At 68.9% G+C, this 18,201-nt stretch carries 15 protein-coding genes; 3 read left to right on the top strand and 12 right to left on the bottom strand.

What is annotated here, in order from left to right; genetic code table 11:
• Positions 1–3 precede the first annotated feature (3 nt).
• On the bottom strand, positions 4–354 hold the full coding sequence (locus Ahu01nite_RS07860) for a winged helix-turn-helix transcriptional regulator (RefSeq protein ID WP_203835758.1): 351 nt from the start codon (positions 352–354) through the stop codon (positions 4–6).
• Positions 355–441: 87 nt separating this feature from the next.
• Here Ahu01nite_RS07860 and Ahu01nite_RS07855 point away from each other — a divergent pair, with 87 nt between their 5' ends.
• Complete coding sequence (locus Ahu01nite_RS07855) at positions 442–1,167, top strand: alpha/beta hydrolase (protein ID WP_203835757.1); 726 nt, start codon at positions 442–444, stop codon at positions 1,165–1,167.
• 180 nt (positions 1,168–1,347) lie between these two features.
• Here Ahu01nite_RS07855 and Ahu01nite_RS07850 read toward each other — a convergent pair whose 3' ends face one another.
• The 10 genes from Ahu01nite_RS07850 to Ahu01nite_RS07805 form a co-directional block, all read right to left on the bottom strand.
• Complete coding sequence (locus Ahu01nite_RS07850) at positions 1,348–2,703, bottom strand: PQQ-dependent sugar dehydrogenase (RefSeq protein WP_203835756.1); 1,356 nt, start codon at positions 2,701–2,703, stop codon at positions 1,348–1,350.
• Positions 2,704–2,711: 8 nt separating this feature from the next.
• Positions 2,712–3,089, bottom strand: a complete 378-nt coding sequence (locus Ahu01nite_RS07845) for a cupredoxin domain-containing protein (RefSeq protein ID WP_203835755.1) — start codon at positions 3,087–3,089, stop codon at positions 2,712–2,714.
• Positions 3,090–4,025: 936 nt separating this feature from the next.
• Entirely contained in the window at positions 4,026–4,364 is a 339-nt protein-coding gene (locus tag Ahu01nite_RS07840; RefSeq protein ID WP_203835754.1) for a hypothetical protein, read from the bottom strand.
• 584 nt (positions 4,365–4,948) lie between these two features.
• Positions 4,949–5,719, bottom strand: coding sequence for a hypothetical protein (locus tag Ahu01nite_RS07835; protein ID WP_203835753.1), 771 nt, complete (start codon positions 5,717–5,719; stop codon positions 4,949–4,951).
• A gap of 773 nt (positions 5,720–6,492) precedes the next feature.
• On the bottom strand, positions 6,493–6,972 hold the full coding sequence (locus Ahu01nite_RS07830; RefSeq protein ID WP_203835752.1) for a hypothetical protein: 480 nt from the start codon (positions 6,970–6,972) through the stop codon (positions 6,493–6,495).
• Positions 6,969–9,065: a galactose oxidase early set domain-containing protein gene (locus Ahu01nite_RS07825; protein ID WP_203835751.1), complete on the bottom strand. Its 2,097-nt coding sequence runs from the start codon at positions 9,063–9,065 to the stop codon at positions 6,969–6,971. Before Ahu01nite_RS07825 ends, Ahu01nite_RS07830 begins: the two co-directional genes overlap by 4 nt.
• On the bottom strand, positions 9,062–10,258 hold the full coding sequence (locus tag Ahu01nite_RS07820) for a glycosyltransferase (protein ID WP_203835750.1): 1,197 nt from the start codon (positions 10,256–10,258) through the stop codon (positions 9,062–9,064). The genes Ahu01nite_RS07825 and Ahu01nite_RS07820 overlap by 4 nt, the downstream gene beginning before the upstream one ends.
• Positions 10,255–11,820 carry an ArnT family glycosyltransferase gene (locus Ahu01nite_RS07815; protein ID WP_203835749.1) on the bottom strand — a complete coding sequence of 522 codons (1,566 nt, stop codon included), beginning with the start codon at positions 11,818–11,820 and terminating at the stop codon, positions 10,255–10,257. Before Ahu01nite_RS07815 ends, Ahu01nite_RS07820 begins: the two co-directional genes overlap by 4 nt.
• Before the next feature lie 82 nt (positions 11,821–11,902).
• The gene (locus Ahu01nite_RS07810; protein WP_203835748.1) at positions 11,903–13,156 is read right to left on the bottom strand and encodes a glycosyltransferase; all 1,254 of its coding nucleotides are present in this window, start codon (positions 13,154–13,156) and stop codon (positions 11,903–11,905) included.
• Between the two features lie 526 nt (positions 13,157–13,682).
• Positions 13,683–14,738 (bottom strand): aldo/keto reductase, encoded by a 1,056-nt coding sequence (locus Ahu01nite_RS07805; RefSeq protein ID WP_203835747.1) that lies wholly within the window; start codon positions 14,736–14,738, stop codon positions 13,683–13,685.
• 141 nt (positions 14,739–14,879) lie between these two features.
• On the opposite strand from Ahu01nite_RS07805, the gene Ahu01nite_RS07800 reads away from it, so the two are divergent.
• Positions 14,880–16,241 (top strand): DUF1996 domain-containing protein, encoded by a 1,362-nt coding sequence (locus Ahu01nite_RS07800; protein ID WP_203835746.1) that lies wholly within the window; start codon positions 14,880–14,882, stop codon positions 16,239–16,241.
• On the opposite strand, the gene Ahu01nite_RS07795 is transcribed toward Ahu01nite_RS07800, so the two are convergent.
• Positions 16,238–17,143, bottom strand: coding sequence for a LysR family transcriptional regulator (locus Ahu01nite_RS07795; RefSeq protein ID WP_203835745.1), 906 nt, complete (start codon positions 17,141–17,143; stop codon positions 16,238–16,240). The two genes, Ahu01nite_RS07800 and Ahu01nite_RS07795, sit on opposite strands and share 4 nt — an antisense overlap.
• Positions 17,144–17,225: 82 nt before the next feature.
• Between Ahu01nite_RS07795 and Ahu01nite_RS07790 the strand changes: the two genes are divergently transcribed.
• Positions 17,226–18,134: a DMT family transporter gene (locus Ahu01nite_RS07790; protein WP_203835744.1), complete on the top strand. Its 909-nt coding sequence runs from the start codon at positions 17,226–17,228 to the stop codon at positions 18,132–18,134.
• The last annotated feature ends 67 nt before the right edge of the window (positions 18,135–18,201 follow it).

Genomic DNA, 18,201 nt, shown 5'->3' with positions numbered 1-18,201 from the left:
CGATCAGGCCGGTGGGACCTCGGCGCGGCCGTCGTACTCATCGCGGGCTTCCTGAATCAGCGGCAGGTTCTTGCCGCTCCAGTCCATCAGCGGCGTGGCGGCGTCGAGCATGGCGGTGCCCAGGGGCGTCAACTCATAGCTGACATTCGGCGGCATGACGTTGTGCACCGTACGGGTCAGCAGGCCGTCGCGTTCCAGGCTCCGCAGGGTAACGGTCAGCATCCGCTGGCTGATCCCGTCAATGCCGCGCTTGAGTTCGGTGAACCGCCGCGGCCCGTCGCCGAGCCGGGACACGAGCAGCAGCGCCCACTTGTCCGCGACGATCGCCTTGCAGCCCTCCACGGTTACCTCCACAGAACCGGGGCACCCAAAAGTGCCTGATTGCGCAGTTCGTGACACCTGCGGAGCATGGTTACCAGTCCGCTACCGCGAAGGATAATCATGAGCACATTTCTTCTGATCCACGGCGCCTGGCACGACGGCCGCAGCTGGGACAGGGTCACACCCCTGCTGGCCGCCGCCGGGCACCGGGTGTTCGCGCCGTCACTGACCGGCCACGGCGACCGGGCCGCGCTGCTCAGCCCCGAGGTCGGCCTCGACACCCACGCCGCCGACGTCGTCCGGCTGATCCTCGACGAGGACCTCACCGACGTGATCCTGGTCGGCCACAGCTACGCGGGCCTGGTCGTCTCCTCGGCGGCCAACCAGGTCCCCGACCGGATCGCCCACCTGGTCTATCTCGACGCGATGGTCCCGGAGGACGGCGAGAGCGCCGCCGACATCATGCCCGTCACCCAGCTCCTGATCGACCAGGCCGCACAGACCCCCACCCCCTGGAGGATCCCGCCGCTGCCGGAGATGCCGCCGCCCGCGGGCCTGTTCGGGGTCACCGACCCCGCGGACAAGGCCTGGCTGCGCACGATGATGTCGGACGAGTCGGTCCTCTGCTTCCAGCAACCTGCCCACCTCGACAGCCCCACCCTGGCCACGGTCCCCCGCACCCACATCCACAACGTAGGCGAGGCCGCCGGCCGCCTCCCCCGCCGCCCTGTCCCCGCGCTCCAGCCCAACGGCACCCCCGCCCAGGTCTGGGACCTCCCCACCGGCCACGACAGCATGATCACCATGCCGAACGAACTCGCCGAACTCCTCCTCAAGCTCGGCTGACCCGGCAGACGGCGTCATCGCTCACCTACAACGCGACCTCCCGCTCAAGCTGGGCGGACGCGATAAAGCGCCGTCCACGTAGTCGTCACTCGCCTACAACGCGCCCCCGGCTCAGGCCCGGCTGACCCGGTAAACCATGCCCGTGTAGTCGCCTCACTCACGTAAAGGGCGCCGTCCGGCTCAGGCCCGGCTGATCCGGTAGACCGCGCCCGCGTAGTCATCACTCACGTAGAGCGCGCCATCCGGACCCTGCACGGCCATGACCGGGCGTCCCCACCGCGAGCCGTCCTCGCCCTGAAAACCGGTGATCAGCGTCTGCTGCGGCCCGAGCGTCCCGTCCCGCCAGGCGAAGAACGACACCTCAGGCGCGCGGGGCGGCTTGCGGTTCCATGATCCATGTACGCCGACCAGCGCACCCGGACCGTACCCGTCCCCCAGCCCCGGCGCCGTGGCGAAACTCAGCCCGAGCGGCGCCGAATGCGCACCCATGCCCTGCTCGATCGGCGCCAGCGCTGCACAGTCCAGTTTCGACCCATCCGCGTTGGTCTGCACATCACGCACAAGCGGCCGCTGCGTGTAGCTCAACGGCGAGTCCTTCTCCCCCGGCTTCAGATCCGGATCCGGGTTGCAGTAAGGCCAGCCCAGGTCCCGCCCCTGCTCCAGCCGCGCCAAGGGCTCCAGCGGATGATCATTGACGTACGCCTGGCTCACCTCGCCGGGATTCGCGGGATCCTCCATGTTGTCCCGCCCGTTGACCGCCGTCCACACCCCACCATCAGGATCAACAGCCAATCCAGTCCCGTTACGTACGCCGTGGGCGAACACGCTCGCCGCCCCGCCACCCGCCGGCACCCGCAGGATCGACGCCCGCTCCGGGTCGGCGTCCCGATCCGCCGCCGAGATGTTGCCGGTCGACCCCACGGAAACGTAGAGCGCACCGTCCTGTCCCACCGCAACGCTCTTCAACGCGTGCGCATAGGCACCGCCCAGCTCCGGGCTCTTGGCATCGGGCAACCCGTCCACCACCACGCGTTTGCCGGAGACCGCACCATCCGCGTATGCGAAGCTGTCGACCTGGTCGCTCTCCGCCACGAACAGCGTGTCGCCCTGGAAGGCAAGCCCGTGCGGCTGGTTCAGCCCGTCCACCAGGGTCCGCTGACTCGGCGTGGCATCCCCCTGCCCCGGAACCAGCTCGACAACATCCCCGCTCTTGGGCCGCGAAACCAGCAACCGCTTGTCCGGCGTCCACGCCAGCAACCGAGCCCCCGCCACCCGCGCCCACACGCTCACCGTCCACCCGGGCGGAGCCTGCACCCGCCGCTCCTGGTCGAACGGAGCCGACCCCGTCCCGTCGAGCGGCCGCACAGCCGTGCTGACCAGGGCCGGCACCGAAGCCGGAACCGACCCCACCCCCGACGAAGGCGCCACGGTCGCCCGCAGAGCACCTCCAGCGGCCCCCACCGGTTCCTCAGCGGAACAAGCAGCCAGCGCAAACGTCAACCCGCCGGCCACCACAGCACGCACGACTGTCCTCATGGACGCTCTCACCTGCCCTTGACCGTGACGACCACCCGAGCATCCGGATGCTGAACACTGGCACACACGTACCGCCCCGGCTTGTCGATGGCGAGAACCTGAGTCTCGCCCTTCTCCAGCCGCGAATTATCCCCGTTCCCCCCAGGGTCAGGCGTACACATCACGGTCTGCGGACCCCCCGACCGGTTCACCACGGTGAAATTCTCCGTCGCCACCACCGACATCTTCGCCGGCGAAAAGGCATTCTCCCCGGTCACGGTCACCGTGGGCTCCGGAGTGCCACACCCGCTCTCCCCCGCAACCGTGAGCTTCAGAACGGCCCGATGCGCGCCCTTCACCGTGAACGACCCCACCTCAGGAAACTGGATCACCTGCCGCTCATCCACCCCGAGCACACTCGTCACCATCCCCGCATCCGGCTCCGCAACCAGCGCATGAACCCGCCCCGACCTGTTCGTGATCGCCAGGAACCCCCCACGCTGAACAGTCACCGCCCCCGGGCTGAACGAATACCCCTGCGCCGAACTCCCCACAACCGCCACCTTCAACGCCTTGGTGCAGTCCGCACTACCCCTACCAGCTCCCGCAGCCCCGCTCTCCGTACCCCCAGCTTCCGTGGCTCCGGCCTGACGTGATCCCCCCGCCGAATCCTTCTGGTCAGCGGCACCACCCGTAGCCGGCGCACAAGCCGCCACCGCGAGCAACGACACCACCACCCACCCGGCCAAACCAACCCCTGAAACTCGACGCACCACGCCGCCCTCCCCACCCCGGCAGCCAGCACCCCAGCCGCGAACCACTCACCGCAGCAGATACGTCCCCCACCACCCGTCAGTTCAACGAACTCCCCTCCACAACAAGCAAGCCAGCCCTGTCCCATTCCACAATCGCGCACCAGCAACCGCCCGACCCCTCATTCCATAAGGTCGAGCTGGCGCCCCTGAAACAATATCCCCGCCACCCTCCGCACCACCCCCGATGTCGCCCAGCTCACGTCACCCTGAGCAATTGTTTCGTGACATCGAATTTGGCATGATCAAATACCGATCAGGGTGGAACGATCATGCCGAGGAGGGGGATGATCTGACGCATGGGGCAGTTGCAGATATTCACCCCGGCCCAAGTGTCGGCAATGCGCGACCGAACACGGTCCCGCAACTATTCACCCACCCGAGAAGCCTTCCGCCGCGACCACGAACACCGCCGCGCCTGGGGCAAATACCGCCTGCACACCCAACGCCTCCACGAACTACGCGCCGCACAAGGAAATCCCACCCTCCACAGCACCAGCGGCATCCCCTGGAACGACATCCTCGCCACCGTCACACCCCCACCACAGCACCCTTCACCACCGCCACAAGCCACAGCCCCACGCCCACCTCGCCCGTCGCCGCAGACCGCACCCCCGCGTCTACCGCACCCTTCGCCATCACAGCACGCAGCGCCCGCACCCGCGCCACTACGAGCGCCAGCCCCGACGCCGGTCCGAATGCTCCAGACCCCGCCCCCACCACAGCCGTCGCCATTGCGCCAGCAAAGACCCACACCCGCATCACTTCCAGAGCCAGGCCTGGCACCGGTCCAGATGCTTCGAACCCCGCCCCCACCAGGGCGATCGCCATTGCCACAGAAGACACCAGCACCCGAGCCTGCAGCAGCACCCCCGCCGCTCCCCCTACCGCCGCAACCGCAGCTACCTCCACCGCTACCGCCGCAGGAAGCGCCACCACGTCCTGCGTTCAAGTTGGGCGCGCTGGATCTACTACGCGCGTTTCGGCGCGCGCCGGTTGAGCGGGGGCGATCCACGGTGCTGGGCTGGCCCTCGGAACGGGGTTCCTCACCCCGCCGCAGGGGTCGGACCGATCGGCCTGGATCGAACCCAGCCCGGGACGGGCACGATCGCGAACACCCCAGGGCGAAGCGGCGCGGATCCAGACAGACGCGGGGCCGGCGGGAAGCTACCGAAGCAACGCAGGACAGCTGCGCGGTAATAGCTATTTGGCCGATTCCAAGAACGCGCCAACCGGTAACGGTACACACAACAAAGATATCGCCGGAACAATTCAGGAAAAGGAATCTAGTCACAGAAATGCAATCACTGAAAACGGCGTCATATTTGTTGCGGAATTTGGGACAATGTTCGGACGAGTGGGTTCCGCCATGAGTTCCGTATTGCCGATTCACCACATCGTTCCCGGGGAGGGTTGATTGCCAGAAAAGATGGCGTACTAAACGCGTGTGGCAGTCAGGGGGTTGTGCGAGTTCGGGTGATTATGGCGGCGGCAGCGGCGATTGTTCCGGTCAGGCCTGCCGCCGTTAAGAGCCATAGGCCTGACCCGATGCTGAAGTGCATGGATGCGGCCAGGGATGCGGTTAGACCGAAGGGGTCAGGTTCGGTTGCTGGGGGAACCAGGGCGGCTTCTGCGTGTTTCAGGGCGATGATCTTGGTGGTGGCCAGGGCGGTGATGCCCAGGGCTGCGGTTCCGGCGAGCCAGTCGGTGGGGATTGGCAGGTCGTGGTTGCGCAGGCGCAGGGTGGCGTAGATGACGAGGATCAGGCCCAAGAACGCGGTGATCGCGCCGGCTGCGCCGTCGGTGCCGGTGGCTGTCATGGTGCCGAGGAGGGGCGCGGTAACGGTGGCCCAGGGCAGGAGGGTGCCGATCAATGCGGCGATGCCTGCGCCCAGGGCCAGCCATGCCGAGGCCGGCCGCGAAGGGGATGCGGGCGCGGACAAGGCAACAGGCCCCGAGGCCGCAGGGCCCCAGGCGGTAAGCGCGGAGACCGCAGGCCCCCACACGGCAGGCGCGGAGACGACAAGAGCGGAAACCGGAGGACCCGAGACGACCGGCACGGAGACCGTAGGGCCCGGGACGGCAGAGCCCGGGACGGCAGAGCCCGGGACGGCAGGGGGAAAGGCATAGGGCGGGTAGGGGTTGGGGTGTTGCTGCTGGTGGTCGAGTTGCTGTTGGTAGTAGGGCGGCGGCCAGGTTTGCTGGTTGGTCAGGGGGTGGGACATGGGGTGGGCTCCTCGGGTGCGGGGTGGCATTGCCGGGAGCGGCGCTCTGGCGTACGGACATGGTCGGCTGGGGGCGTGTGCACTTGAGGGTGTGGACGGCAATGGTGCCCGCCGCGGAGAGCGGCGGGCACCAGGAGAGCGACCCAGTTGGCCAGGAGGGCAACCCCGTAGGCCAGGCGGACAATTCCGCAAACCGGCAGAGCAACGGCAAGCCGGGCCAGCGCCCGGCAAGGCAGGGCCAGCGCCGGCAAGGCAGGGGCCAGCAGCCCGGCAAGCCAGGGGCCAGCAACCCGGCAAGCCAGGGGCCAGCAACCCGGCAAGCCAGACCTGTAAGCCAATAGAGCGACCTACCTGGCAAGCCAGGCATGGCAGCCCAGCCACGCAACCCTGCAGCCCACCTCAGCGAGCCAGCAGAGCAACCCCGCAAATCCCCGGCTACTGATCCTCGACGAGCCGACAGCCGGCCTGGACCGGAACAGCGGCTCCGCTTCCGCGATGCAGCCCGGCCAAAAATCCAACCCGGCGACCCGGCGACCCGGCGACACGGGCCAGCAGAACGACCGGCGATCCAGACGCGCGTCCCTGCATCCACGCGATGCAAACCAGCAAACCGGGGCCGAGCAAACCAGCAAACCGGGGCCGAGCGACCCGGCAAACCGGGCCGGTCAGCCCGGCGAGCGGGGGCGCTGGAGCGAACGAGACGACGATCTTCGATGTACGGCATCGAGTGCTGGATCGAAGTGCCTCAGCCCGGCGAGCGGGGCGCGGGGAGGTTAGCCGTCGCAGGCGGTGTGGTTGCCGTTGCGGTCTAGGAGGTGGTTGTCCTTGCCTTGGACGGTGAGGTTTTTGAAGCCGTGTTTTTTGAGCCAGGTGCATTTGTCGGTTGTGCCTGGGGGGAACTTGAGGGGGACGCATTGGTTGCGGTTGCCGTAGGCGTGGTTGCAGCCGTCGGCGAAGGCGGGCATTTTTACCGGGGTTGTGGGTGAGGGTTGGGGGGTCAGGTCCTTGGTGCCTGGCTGGTCGGCGAAGGGTTGGACGTAGGGGGCCGGGGTGCCGGGTGGGGGCTGGGTGGTGGGGGTGGGGTCGGCGGCGGCGGGGAGGTTGAGGGGCCAGGTGGTGTCTGTTGGTTCGGGGACGGCGGTGACGATGGTGGCGGCGGTGGGGGTGCGGAGGGTGGCTACGGCCATGCCGGTCATGGTGAAGATGGCGGCGATGCCGGTGACGGCGGCGAGGGTGAGGCGGGTGCGGTTCATCCGACGTGGACCCATTCTGCGACGGACGGCACGCCGTTGGTGCCGAGGGCGAAGAGCATGTACCAGCCGGGGGGTGCCAGGTTGGGGTTGCTCGTGAGGTTGAGGCCGATGGTGTTGCCGTTGACCGTCATGGGGAGGTCGACGAAGCGCTGGTTCGGGTCGCTGGAGTGGGTGACGGCTTCGGGGCGGATGAGGGCGGCCCGGGTGATCGGCCCGTCGACCTTGATGGTGTTGGTGCTTCCGTACGCCCACTGCGTACCCGTGAGAGAAGTGATCTGGGGTCTGGCGCCCTTGAAGAGGTAGGGCGGGGAGTAGACCGAGATGCGCATGTCGAAGGAGCCGTCGCCGGGGTTGTCGCCGACTGCCATGACGCGGCCGTCGGGGAGCAGGAAGGCGGACGAGTGGTAGGTGCGCGGGACGGGGTCGGTGGCCATGCCGGCGTTGAACGTGTTGGTGACCGGGTCGAACATGGAGGCTTCGTAGACCGGGTCGGCGCGGTTGTGCAGGCCGCCGCCGGTTTCGAAGACCTTGCCGTCGGGGAGCAGGACGGTGGAGACGTACATCTTGCCCTGGGTGGCGGTTTGCGGGACGCCGCCGGTCATCGTGCCGGAGGGCAGCAGCGGACCCGGTTGATAAACAGGGTTGGCCTGTTTGAGGTCGATGATGTCGGTGAGCCGGTTGGCGTCGGGGTTGCTGTCGATGTTGCCGCCGCCGATGGTGAGGACGCGCTGGTCCTGGGCGGGTGGCAGGAGGACGCTCATGGACTGGTCGCGCTCGTCCTTGCGCTGCAGTCCGCCGACGGGGGTGATGGCCTCGGTGCCGTAGTTGTAGATGGACGCGCCGGTGCCGGGGGTGCCGTTGCCGAAGACGTGGCTGCCGGAGTAGAAGAGCCGGCCGTCCTGCATGAGGATCATCGACGGGTAGAGGCCCCAGAAATTCCACGTCTGCTTGGCTTCGCCGAGGCTGAGCCAGCGCTGCTGGGCGGCGTTGAAGTACTGCGTGGCTACAGTGCCGGACGAGTCCTCGCCGAGACCGCCGAGCGAGATGACGTCGCCGTTGCCCATGACGGTGGCGGACGGATACCAGGAGCCCGCGGACATGTCGTTGACCCTCGTGTACGCCGAGGTGGCCGGGTCGAAGATGTACGAGTCCCTGAGCCCCTTGTACCCGTGGCTGGCGTCCGCCGCCGGGTAGTCCTTGTTGCCGCCCATGATCAGCACGCGGCCGTCGGAGAGCTGGACGTGCCCGGAGCAGAACAGGTCGGCGGGGGTCGGCACGGTGGTGAACGTGCCCGTGCGCGGGTGGTAGACCGAGGTCTTGAAGGTGCCCTGTGCGAACGCGTCCGGGTCGTTGCCGGAGCCCGCGACCAGCAGCACGTCACCGTTCTTGAGCACGACCGTGTGGATGGCGCGGACGGGCGAGTTGAACGGCATGACCTGCCACGCGCCCTTGGTGCAGGCGGCGCCGGCGCTGCAGGCGGTGCCGGGGGTGTTCTCGGTCGCGTCGATGAACGTGTAGTCGTCGGTCTGGAGCGTGCCGGCACCGTAGATGGTGACGCCCCAGGCGACCTGGTCGGTGCCCGGCGGCACGACCGGGGTACGGACCGTCTTCTTCGTCCACGCGTTCGCGACCGGCAGCGTGGCGAGGTCGGTCCAGTACGTCCAGCCCTGGGCGGCGTCGTGCCGGAAGATCGTCAGGACGGTGTTCGCGGTGGTCGACTTGTACCAGACCGAGGCGTCGTACTGGTGTCCCGGCGTGACGTTCGGCGCGCAGGACGGGTTCTCCAGCATCATCGCCTTGCGGTCACCGTTCGTGATCGCGGCGACGGTGACCTTCATGGCGTTGGCCCCGCCGTGCGGCGCGGTCTTGCTGACCTCGAACGTGTGCGTGCTGTCGCCCCAGCCGGACTTCTCCCAGCACAGGGGGAAGCCGGTGGAGTCGACCGCTTCGAGGCCGCCGTTGGCGAGCAGGTTCGCCCCGGCCGAGGACCGGCCGGGGACGAGGACGACCAGGACCAGGGTCAGAACCAGGACCTGGGCGATGCGTACGCGGTTCGCGCCGCTGAAAAGGGGACGTGGAGGTGCTGAGGTCATCCGGCGGCCTCCAGGGTCTTCGGCTTGTTCAAATAGATCACCCGGTCGAGAATCAGGAACCGCACGACGAACGAGGCGACGAGCGTGATCAGGTTGGCCACCAGCACCCCGAGGTGGACGCCGTCGACGAGCACGGCGAGCAGCGGGATGCGCAGCAGCAGGTCAGCGTTGCCCATGACGAAGAACCGCGTCATCCGCCCGCTGAGGCTGCGGTGACGGCGGTTGCGATAGAGCAACGAGTCGGTGAGGGCGAAGTTCCAGCCCACGGCGATCAGGTTGGCCGCGATGGCGGCGGGGACGTAGTGCACCCCGGCGACGTGGGCGAGCAGCCAGAGCGCCAACTGGTTGGGGATCAGGCCGGAAACACCGATGAGAGCGAAGGCGAGCATCCGGGTACGCTGCGCGCCGAACCGCAGGATCGCCAGGTGCTTCAGGAAGCGGGCACCCTCGGCAAAGCTCGACTTGGACTCGCCGGCGTGGCGCTGCTGGAACGCGTAGGGCACCTCGCCGATGCGGCCGGGCCGGTTGCGGACGAGCAGCTCGAGCAGCACCTTGAAACCCTCGGGGCGCAGCTCGCCGACGTCGAGGGAGCTGGCCCGCACGGCGAACAACCCGCTCATCGGGTCGCTCACCCGCAGCAGGGAATTCCGGAAGACGAGCTTGGTCAGCACGGTGCTGCCGCTGGAGACGAGCCGGCGGTAACCGTCGGAGAGCCCGTCGGTGCTGCCCCCGCCGGCGTAACGGGTGCCGACGACGAGGTCGGCGCCGTCGCGGGTGCCGGCGGCGATGAGCCGCGGCACCATCTCCGGCGGGTGCTGCAGGTCGGCGTCCATGACGACGATCCACGAGCCGCGGGCGTGCCGCATCCCCTCGACGACCGCGCCGCCGAGACCGCCGGTGGCGTGGTCGCGGTGATAGACCGTGACCGGCAGCGGGCAGTCCATGGCCGCCTGCAGGATCAGGTCCGGGGTGTCGTCGGTGCTGTCGTCGACGAAGATGATCTCCGTCTCGCCGGCGGGCAGCACCGCGGTGAGCCGTTCCAGGAGAGCACCTATGTTGTCGCGCTCGTTGAAGGTGGGTATCACCACGCTCTGCTTGAGCGCGGTGGGCACCTGCAGGACCCCGATCTGACCGGTGAGGCGGATCCGGGCGGGAGAGGGGATGACGACCGGCGGGGTCATTTCGAGAGTCATGGGTTCTCCTTGTCGACACGACGGATCTCGACCGGCCCGGAGCCCGGGCCGAACGACGCGACCACCGTCGAGTTGGTGAGCAGCTTGGCGACCGTCGGCAGGGAGTTCGGGTCCTGCCGCAGCGCCGGGGTGGAGACGATGTAGTCGACGTCGCGCCAGCCGTTGGCGAGCCGCGCGGCGACCGCCGTGTCGAGGTCGAGCTTGTAGAACCAGATGACGTTGTCGCGGGTGTAACCGGCGCGGACGGCGTCGAGCCAGAGCACGTCGTCGACGACCAGCGTCGTGCCCGCCCGGTCCGGCAACCGCGTCCGCAGGTAGTCGGCGGCCTCCTGGTACGGCGCGTTGTCGTTCGCGACGAGCGCGCGGCGGTCACCGACGTACCAGTGCGGGACGACGAAGCCCAGTGCGGTGACGACCGCGACGCCGAGGATCGTCCAGCGCCACCAGACCCGCGCCGGGCGCAGCTTGTCGACGCCGAACTCGGTGACCCCGGCGATGAGGATCGCGAAGAACGGGAGGACCTGCACGACGTACATGGCCGGCAGGTAACCTCCGGGCCGGATCGCCACCAGCGCCAGGACCAGCCCGGCGACGCCCGGGGCACGCAACTTGCGCACGAACAACGCGACCGCGGTGGCCGCCAGCCCGCCGAACAGGATGACCGAGTCGTAGTAGAGCCACGAGTCGATCAGCGCGCCCGAGCCGGACGCCTCGTCGAAGACGCTGCCCGACCCCGAGCGCGACATCAGCTGGAACTGCCACGCCCCGATCAGCGAGACGTGCCCGTCGCCGGGGAACAGCTCGCCGCGCAGCAGGGCGTACAGCGGGTAGAAGATGCCGACCAGGGCGAGCCCGCTCGCGAACGCGCCGAACGCCCACGGCCGGGTCGTGCTGCGCGCGGCCTTCTGCCACATCGCCACCAGCACGGCCGGCAGGGTGATGACCATGGTCTCCTTGGACAGCACCGCGATCGCGGCGGCACCCCCGGCAGCGGCGTAGTGCCACAGATGCCGGCGCGGCGACAACGCCAGCGTGAGCGCCGCGAGCATCCACATGACGGCGAAACTGTCCAGGTAGATCTGCCGGTTCATGGTCAGCGCCAGCGGCGACAGCCCGAACGTGAGCAGCCCCAGCGCGGCCGCCCACCGCCGCATGCCGAGCCGCTTGCAGATCACGTAGACCAGCAGCAGCGTGACGGCCTCGACCGGCAGCATCGCCAGCCGCCCGCCCGCGACGGACAGCAGCGTGGGGAACACCAGCGCCGGGAGCCACGACAGCCCGGCGAGCTGGATCCAGGCGAGCGGCGGGTGGTCGTACCAGTAGGTGTAATGGGCCAGGCCCTTGCCGTGCGCGACCGCCCAGGCCTGCGCGAGGTAGGTCCCCTCGTCGTCGCTGGCCATCGGGAAGCCGGTGATGTTCCAGGCCAGCAACACCAGGCAGAGGGCGGTCAGGCCCCCGGCGAGATACAGGTCCGTGCGATTCTTTTTCGGTACGCCCGGCAGCGCACCCGCCGTGCCCCCCGCACGTTCCACGGCAACTTCGGGACGGTCCAAGACAGTCATGCTGTACCTCCGGGCATGCCTTCGTGGCCCTCACCGTCAAGGTCGCCGGCAATCGCAAGCAGGCGAGGTTCGGTGCAGTCACTCATGCCGCCACTCCTGACTCCGCGACAGCGGGCTTGGTCAAGTGGGCACCGACGTGCGCCGTGAGCTCCCAGTTGCGCTTGCCGGTGTATTCGCGCCAGACCGCGCGCAGTGCCGCGACCGCGAGCACCAGGGCGTACGGGAAGGCACCGATGATGAGCCGCGCGTAGTGGTGCCACCTGATCCGCAGGTCGAACTGCTCGCCGAAGTCGCGCAGCCCGACCACCTGGAAGACCAGGTTCGCGACCATCGGCATGACCGGCACGAACGTGAGCAGGGCGACCCCGACCGGCAGCCGGGCCCAGATCGCGATCGCGATGCCGATCGGGATGACGACCCCGGAGAACGCCTGCAGGAACGGGCCGGTCAGGGTGTAGCGGGCGAGCAGCCGCTGGCCGAAGCCGGGCAGCTTGCGCCACTCCCCCTTGCGGTAGACCTGCAGGAAGCCCTGGTTCCACCGGGTCCGCTGCTTGAGCAGCGCGGTCACCGATCCGGGTGTCTCCTCCCGGGTGACCACGGCGGAGTCGTACGCCACCGCGACCCGTTTGCCGCGGCTGCTGAGCCGCACCCCGAGGTCACAGTCCTCGGCGAGACAGGTGCCGTCCCAGCCGTTCGCCTCGCGCAGCGTCTCCGTGCGGACGAAGACGGTGTTGCCGCCCAGCGGGATGAAGCCCTTGCGGGCGTGCAGGTGCAGCCGGCTGCGGAACCAGAAGAAGTACTCCAGGCAGTTGTGCAGGCTGTACCAGCTCGAGTGGAAGTTGATGAGCTGCACACCGCCCTGCACGACGTCCGCGCCGGTCGCCCGGAACGCGTGGTCCACGTGCGCGAGCAGCTCCGGGTCGACCTGGTCCTCGGCGTCGAAGACCCCGACGACGTCACCGCGGCAGTAGGGCAGCGCGGCGTTGAGCGCGCGCGGCTTGTTCTTCTGCTCGCTGTGGTCGGTCACCACGAAGATGCGCCCGGGTGAGGTCGCGGCGACCCGCATGGCGACCTCAGCGGTCTCCGGGTCGTCGTGCCCCACGATGATGATGATCTCGAAGCCCGCGTGGGTGGAGAGCAGGAGCCGCTCGACGGTGTGCTCGAGGACCGCCTGCTCGTGCCGCGCGGGCACGAGGAGGGAGAACGTCAGTTTGTGCTCGCCGTCCGGGGCGGCGAATCGGGTCGAAGCGAGGGTCTCCGGTGTACGCCAGGCGTGCATCGTCCACCAGAGGGTCACCGCGGCGAAGCCTGCGAGGACCAGAGAAACCAAGATCATGACGGCGGCAGCCAAAGCCGTTGCCTTTCGCGCTGGAGGCGGGCCCCAATTCCCGCCAGCGCGGAAACCATAGCCGGGAATGCGTCCACGTCCTCAAGCAGACTGACAATTTATTTACAGCCTTCAGTGGACAGTTTTCTCTCTCGTCGAGGGCCGGAAACAATTCCTTTACAGAATCGATGTCCATTACCCCACCAGTTCCTGCAATTGCCACGCGGGCGGACATCGGCGGATTGAATCCGATATAGAGCGTTCACCCCGTTCGCACCAGGTAGGACTCCGGTGCTGCCCGCGAGCGCCAAAGGTACTACATCGATCATCCTTTCAGCGCGTTGACCTGCCCCAAAGATGGTCATCTCTTGCCCTCCCCCGAACGGTCGATCCAATATGGTCCGTCGGTCGGGCGCGCCACACCGAGATCCGCGCCACCCCGGAACGAGTCGGCAAAAAGGGCCGCCCACATGGGACGGCCCTTGACTGAGAACAATTCATCTTGTTATTTCACGCGAGCGCGTGATTAACCGTTTCACCCATTCAGGTGGGGCCCCAACAACGTGAGATCCGCCGCCGACAACCGGTCGTTCGCGGTACGCGCCTGATGCCAGTACGGATAGAGCAGATCCGGCGCACTCACCTGATCGAGCCGTGTCCGTTCCGCGTCGCTGAGTTTCAGCTCCGCCGCGGCGAGATTGTCCGCGAGCTGCTCGGCCGTGCGCGCCCCGATCACCAGCGAGGTCACGGCGGGCCGGCCCAGCAGCCACGCGAGCGACACCTGCGCGGCGGACACCCCGCGCTCCTCGCCGATGGCGACCAGCACCTCGACGATGTCGTAGAGCTTCTCCCGGTCGTAGACGGGCGGCTCGTTCCACTCGGACAGCTGCCGCGACCCGGCCGGCGGCTCCTGACCGCGCCGGTACTTGCCGGAGAGCAGCCCGCCGGCGAGCGGGCTCCACACCAGCACCCCGAGCCCCTGGTCGACGGCGGCGGGCACGAGCTCGTACTCGGCGTCCCGGCCCTGCAGGGAGTAGTAGATCTGCTCGCTGACGAACCGCGGGGTCCCGGTCCGGTCGGCGGCCCCCAGGGCCTTCATCAGCTGCCACCCTGCATAGTTGGAGGCGCCGACGTAGCGCACCTTGCCCTGCTGAACGAGCAGGTCGAGGGCCTCGAGGGTCTCCTCCAGGGGCGTCTGACCGTCCCACTCGTGCACCTGATAAAGATCGATGTGGTCGGTACGCAGCCGGCGCAGGCTCGCCTCGCACCCGGCCACGATGTGGTGCCGGGAGAGCCCGGCGTCATTCGGCCCGGACCCCATCGGCATCCGCACCTTCGTGGCGACGAGCACGTCGTCGCGCCGCCCGTCGAGCACCTCCCCCACGATCTCCTCGGAGAGCCCGTCGGAGTAGACGTCGGCGGTGTCGATGATGTTGATCCCGGCATCCAGGCACTGATCCACCTGCCGCCGCGCCTCGGCGACGTCGGTGGACCCGACCATGGCGAAGTTGCCCTTCCCGCCGAAGGTCATGGTGCCCATGGTGAGAACGGAGATCCTGAGGCCCGACCGGCCCAGCTGGCGATATTCCATGTCTTCAACTTAATCCGGAACCGGGCGGTACGTTCGGCCGCTGTTACATCGAGTGGCATCCATGTATCCAGGAGGTGACGACCGGTCACCGCCGCTCATCCCCCTCAGCGGGCGGCGAGGCCCCTACCCCGAAGGATCGTCATGGGCAAACGAACACCCCGCTCCCTGCTGTCCGCATCCCTGGGCGTGCTCCTGATCGCCGCCGGAACGGTGGCACTGACCACCGGTCCCGCGGCGGCTGCCACGGTCACCGTCCAGGCCGAGTCCTACACGGCGCAGTCCGGCGCCGCGACCGAGCAGACCGCCGACACCGGTGGCGGCCTGAACGTCTCCTACCTGGCCGCCGGCGACTGGCTGCGCTACGACAACGTCGACCTCGGCCCGGCCGGCACGCTGACCGTCCAGGCCCGGCTCGCGTCCGCCACCGGCGGCAACGGCGCGGTCGAGCTGCGCACCGGCTCGCAGACCGGGCCGTTGCTCGCCACGTTCCCCGTCACCGCCACCGGTGGCTGGCAGAGCTGGGTGACGAAGACGGCGACGGCCACCACCCATCCGACCGGCGCGCAGACCGTCTTCGCCGTCCTGCAGAACCCGGCCGGCGGCGACTTCGTCAACCTCAACTGGTTCACGTTCGGGGACGGCTCAGCCCCGGCCGGCTGGGTCACGATGGACCAGGCACGCTGGAACGCGCAGCTCGCGGCGTTCCGGGCGCTGCCGACGCATCCGGCCCCCGCCGACGCCGTACGCGTCGCCGAGTTCAACGCCGCCTGCCACTACAGCCACTCCAAGCCGGACGACCCGATCGTCTTCCCCGGCCTGCCCGGCGCGTCGCACATGCACTCGTTCCTGGGCAACACCAGCACCAACGCCAACACGACCACGCAGTCGCTGCTCGCCAACGCCGGGACCAGCTGTGCCCCGTCGACGGACCTGTCGGCGTACTGGATCCCGACGCTCTTCGAACACGGCCAGGCGGTGGAACCGTCCGGTGTGACGGTCTACTACGGTTCCCGGCTCGCCGACCCGTCCGCGACCGTGCCGTTCCCGCAGGGCTTCCGGATGATCGCGGGTGACGCCCGCTCGCAGGTGCCGACCCCGCGTGGCACCGTCAACCAGTTCTACTGCGCGGGCCCGGGCGGCGAGACCGGCCGCAGCGCCGACGGCAACTGGCCGGTCTGCGCACCGACCGCCGACCTGGTGTTCCAGCTGGTCTTCCCGGACTGCTGGGACGGCGTCCACCTGGACAGCCCCGACCACAAGTCCCACGTCCGCTACATCGGGGGCGCCACCTGCTCGGGTGAGTTCCCGGTCGCGATCCCGAGCATCTCCTTCGTGATCGCCTACCGCACGAGCGGCACCACCGACGGCTTCGAACTGGCCTCCAAGATGGCCTCCTCGATGCACGGCGACGTCTACCTGGCCTGGGACAACACCGCCCTCGGCCAGCGCGTCAAGGACTGTGTCGTCCAGAAGGCCAAGTGCAACACGGCAGGCGGCTTCTAACCGACAGGTACGGTCCCCCGGCTCGCACACTCCTTCAGCACTTCGAGGAGTCTGCGGGCCGGGGGCGCCGACTCGACCGAGGTCTGGATCAGGGCGTGGATCGACCGGACCGGGGTCGGGGAGACGATGGGTACGGCGGTCAGCCCGGCCGGGAGCCTAACAGCGCCGAGCCGCGGCAGCACGGTGATGCCGATGCCCGCGTCGACGAACGCGATCGCCGTCGGGTAGTCGTGGGCCTCGACCCGGAACGGCGGGCTGAAACCCGCGGACTGGCAGGCGTCGAGAAGGTTGCGGCGGCACCAGCCGTGGGCGAAGTCGTTGTCGATCCAGGTCTCCGTGGCGAGCCGGGCCAGCTCGACCCCGGGTTCGGTTCCGAGCGGGTGCCCGCGTGGGACCAGGGCGACGTACGGGTCGTCGAGCAGGTGGTGGGCGCGGGCTTCACGCGTACCCGTGAAGTCTCGCGGAGCGACCACGACCTGGACGTCGGGTCGCGGGCCCGGCCCGGCAGCCACGTCGTCGCTCAGCCGCAGCCCGAGCCGCAGATCGGGGAAGTCGGCCAGCAGCGCACGGGCCACCGCCGGCATCCACGCCGACCCGACGGACGCGAAGTAGGCGATCGACAGCGAGCCGGTCCGGCCCTCCCGCAGATCCGCCGCAAGCGCCTCGACCTCGCCGAGCTGGGCGAGCACGCCGTCGATGCGGTGCGCCAGCGCCCGGCCCACCGACGTCGGCTCGACACCACGGCCACTGCGCGCGAGCAGCACCAGGCCGGTCTCGCGTTGCAGCGCGGTGACGTGCTGGCTGACCGCGGACGGGGTGTAACCCAGGTTGGTGGCGGCGGCGTTGACCGAGCCGCTGGCCACGACGGCGCGGAAGACGCGGAGGCGGTGGACGTCGAGCATGGCCCCGACCGTACAGTCCCGCTTAACGGTTGGCGAGCAATAGTTGCTGGTGCTGAAGTCCCGGAACCCGCAGGGTAGAACCATGATCGAGACCGAGACGCGGAGATCGTCCGCGCTGCCGGCGGTCGCCGCGGGGATCACCATGGTCCTCTGGGCGTCCGCCTTCATCGCCATCCGCTCTGTCGGGGCGCACTACAGCCCGGGCCCGCTCGCGCTGGGACGACTCGCCACCGGGTCCGTGGCGCTGACCGCGGTGGCGCTCACCCGGCCCCGGAGCATTCCGCGCGGGCGGCCGTTGCTGCTGGTCGTGGCGTACGGCGTGCTGTGGTTCGGCATCTACACCACGCTCGTCAACGCGGCGGAGCACCACCTCGACGCCGGGACGACCGCGCTGGTCGTCAACGTGGGACCGATTCTGATCGCGGTGCTCGCCGGGATCTACCTCAAGGAGGGCTTCCCGCGCGGGCTGATCGCCGGGCTGGCCATCGCGTTCTGCGGCGTCGCCACCATCGCCGTGGCCACCTCGACGGGCCGGCGCGACGTCACCGGGGTGCTGCTCGCGCTCGGCGCGGCCGCCCTCTACGCCGTCGGGGTTCTGCTGCAGAAGCAGGCCCTGCGCACGGTCGACCCGTTCACCGCCACCTGGCTCGGCTGCCTCGCCGGCACGGCCATCTGCCTGCCGTGGGCGGGCACGCTGATCCACGAGGTCGCGGCGGCGCCGGCTCCCGCCACTCTGGGGATCGTCTACCTGGGCCTGTTCCCGACCGCAATCGCTTTCATGACCTGGGCGTACGCGCTGCGGCGGATGAGTGCCGGACGGCTCAGCTCGTCGTCGTACCTGGTCCCGGCCATCGCCGTGCTGTTGTCCTGGGCCCTGCTCGGCGAGGTCCCGACCGGCCTGGCCCTGATCGGCGGCGCCGTCTGCCTGCTCGGTGTGGCCGTGACCCGCCTGCCACCCGGCTTTTTCACGCGGCTGAAGCGACCCGGCTGAAGCGACCCGGCTGAAGCGACCCGGCTGAAGCGACCCGGCTGAAGCGACCCGGCTGAAGCGACCGGCT

The organism is Winogradskya humida, from assembly GCF_016862215.1.
In the GTDB taxonomy this organism is placed as follows: domain Bacteria; phylum Actinomycetota; class Actinomycetes; order Mycobacteriales; family Micromonosporaceae; genus Actinoplanes; species Actinoplanes humidus.
Note: the sequence above shows the minus strand (reverse complement) of the source record. Positions and strands in the feature narration are given on the sequence as shown.

Bases quoted from the DNA above. Each gene is read 5' to 3' on its own strand.
- Ahu01nite_RS07850 (WP_203835756.1), bottom strand. From the start codon at position 2,703: ATGAGGACAGTCGTGCGTGCTGTGGTGGCCGGCGGGTTGACGTTTGCG.
- Ahu01nite_RS07810 (WP_203835748.1), bottom strand. From the start codon at position 13,156: ATGATCTTGGTTTCTCTGGTCCTCGCAGGCTTCGCCGCGGTGACCCTC.
- Ahu01nite_RS07800 (WP_203835746.1), top strand. From the start codon at position 14,880: ATGGGCAAACGAACACCCCGCTCCCTGCTGTCCGCATCCCTGGGCGTG.
- Ahu01nite_RS07835 (WP_203835753.1), bottom strand. From the start codon at position 5,719: ATGTCCCACCCCCTGACCAACCAGCAAACCTGGCCGCCGCCCTACTAC.
- Ahu01nite_RS07805 (WP_203835747.1), bottom strand. From the start codon at position 14,738: ATGGAATATCGCCAGCTGGGCCGGTCGGGCCTCAGGATCTCCGTTCTC.
- Ahu01nite_RS07830 (WP_203835752.1), bottom strand. From the start codon at position 6,972: ATGAACCGCACCCGCCTCACCCTCGCCGCCGTCACCGGCATCGCCGCC.
- Ahu01nite_RS07855 (WP_203835757.1), top strand. From the start codon at position 442: ATGAGCACATTTCTTCTGATCCACGGCGCCTGGCACGACGGCCGCAGC.
- Ahu01nite_RS07795 (WP_203835745.1), bottom strand. From the start codon at position 17,143: ATGCTCGACGTCCACCGCCTCCGCGTCTTCCGCGCCGTCGTGGCCAGC.
- Ahu01nite_RS07790 (WP_203835744.1), top strand. From the start codon at position 17,226: ATGATCGAGACCGAGACGCGGAGATCGTCCGCGCTGCCGGCGGTCGCC.
- Ahu01nite_RS07820 (WP_203835750.1), bottom strand. From the start codon at position 10,258: ATGACTCTCGAAATGACCCCGCCGGTCGTCATCCCCTCTCCCGCCCGG.
- Ahu01nite_RS07815 (WP_203835749.1), bottom strand. From the start codon at position 11,820: ATGACTGTCTTGGACCGTCCCGAAGTTGCCGTGGAACGTGCGGGGGGC.
- Ahu01nite_RS07825 (WP_203835751.1), bottom strand. From the start codon at position 9,065: ATGACCTCAGCACCTCCACGTCCCCTTTTCAGCGGCGCGAACCGCGTA.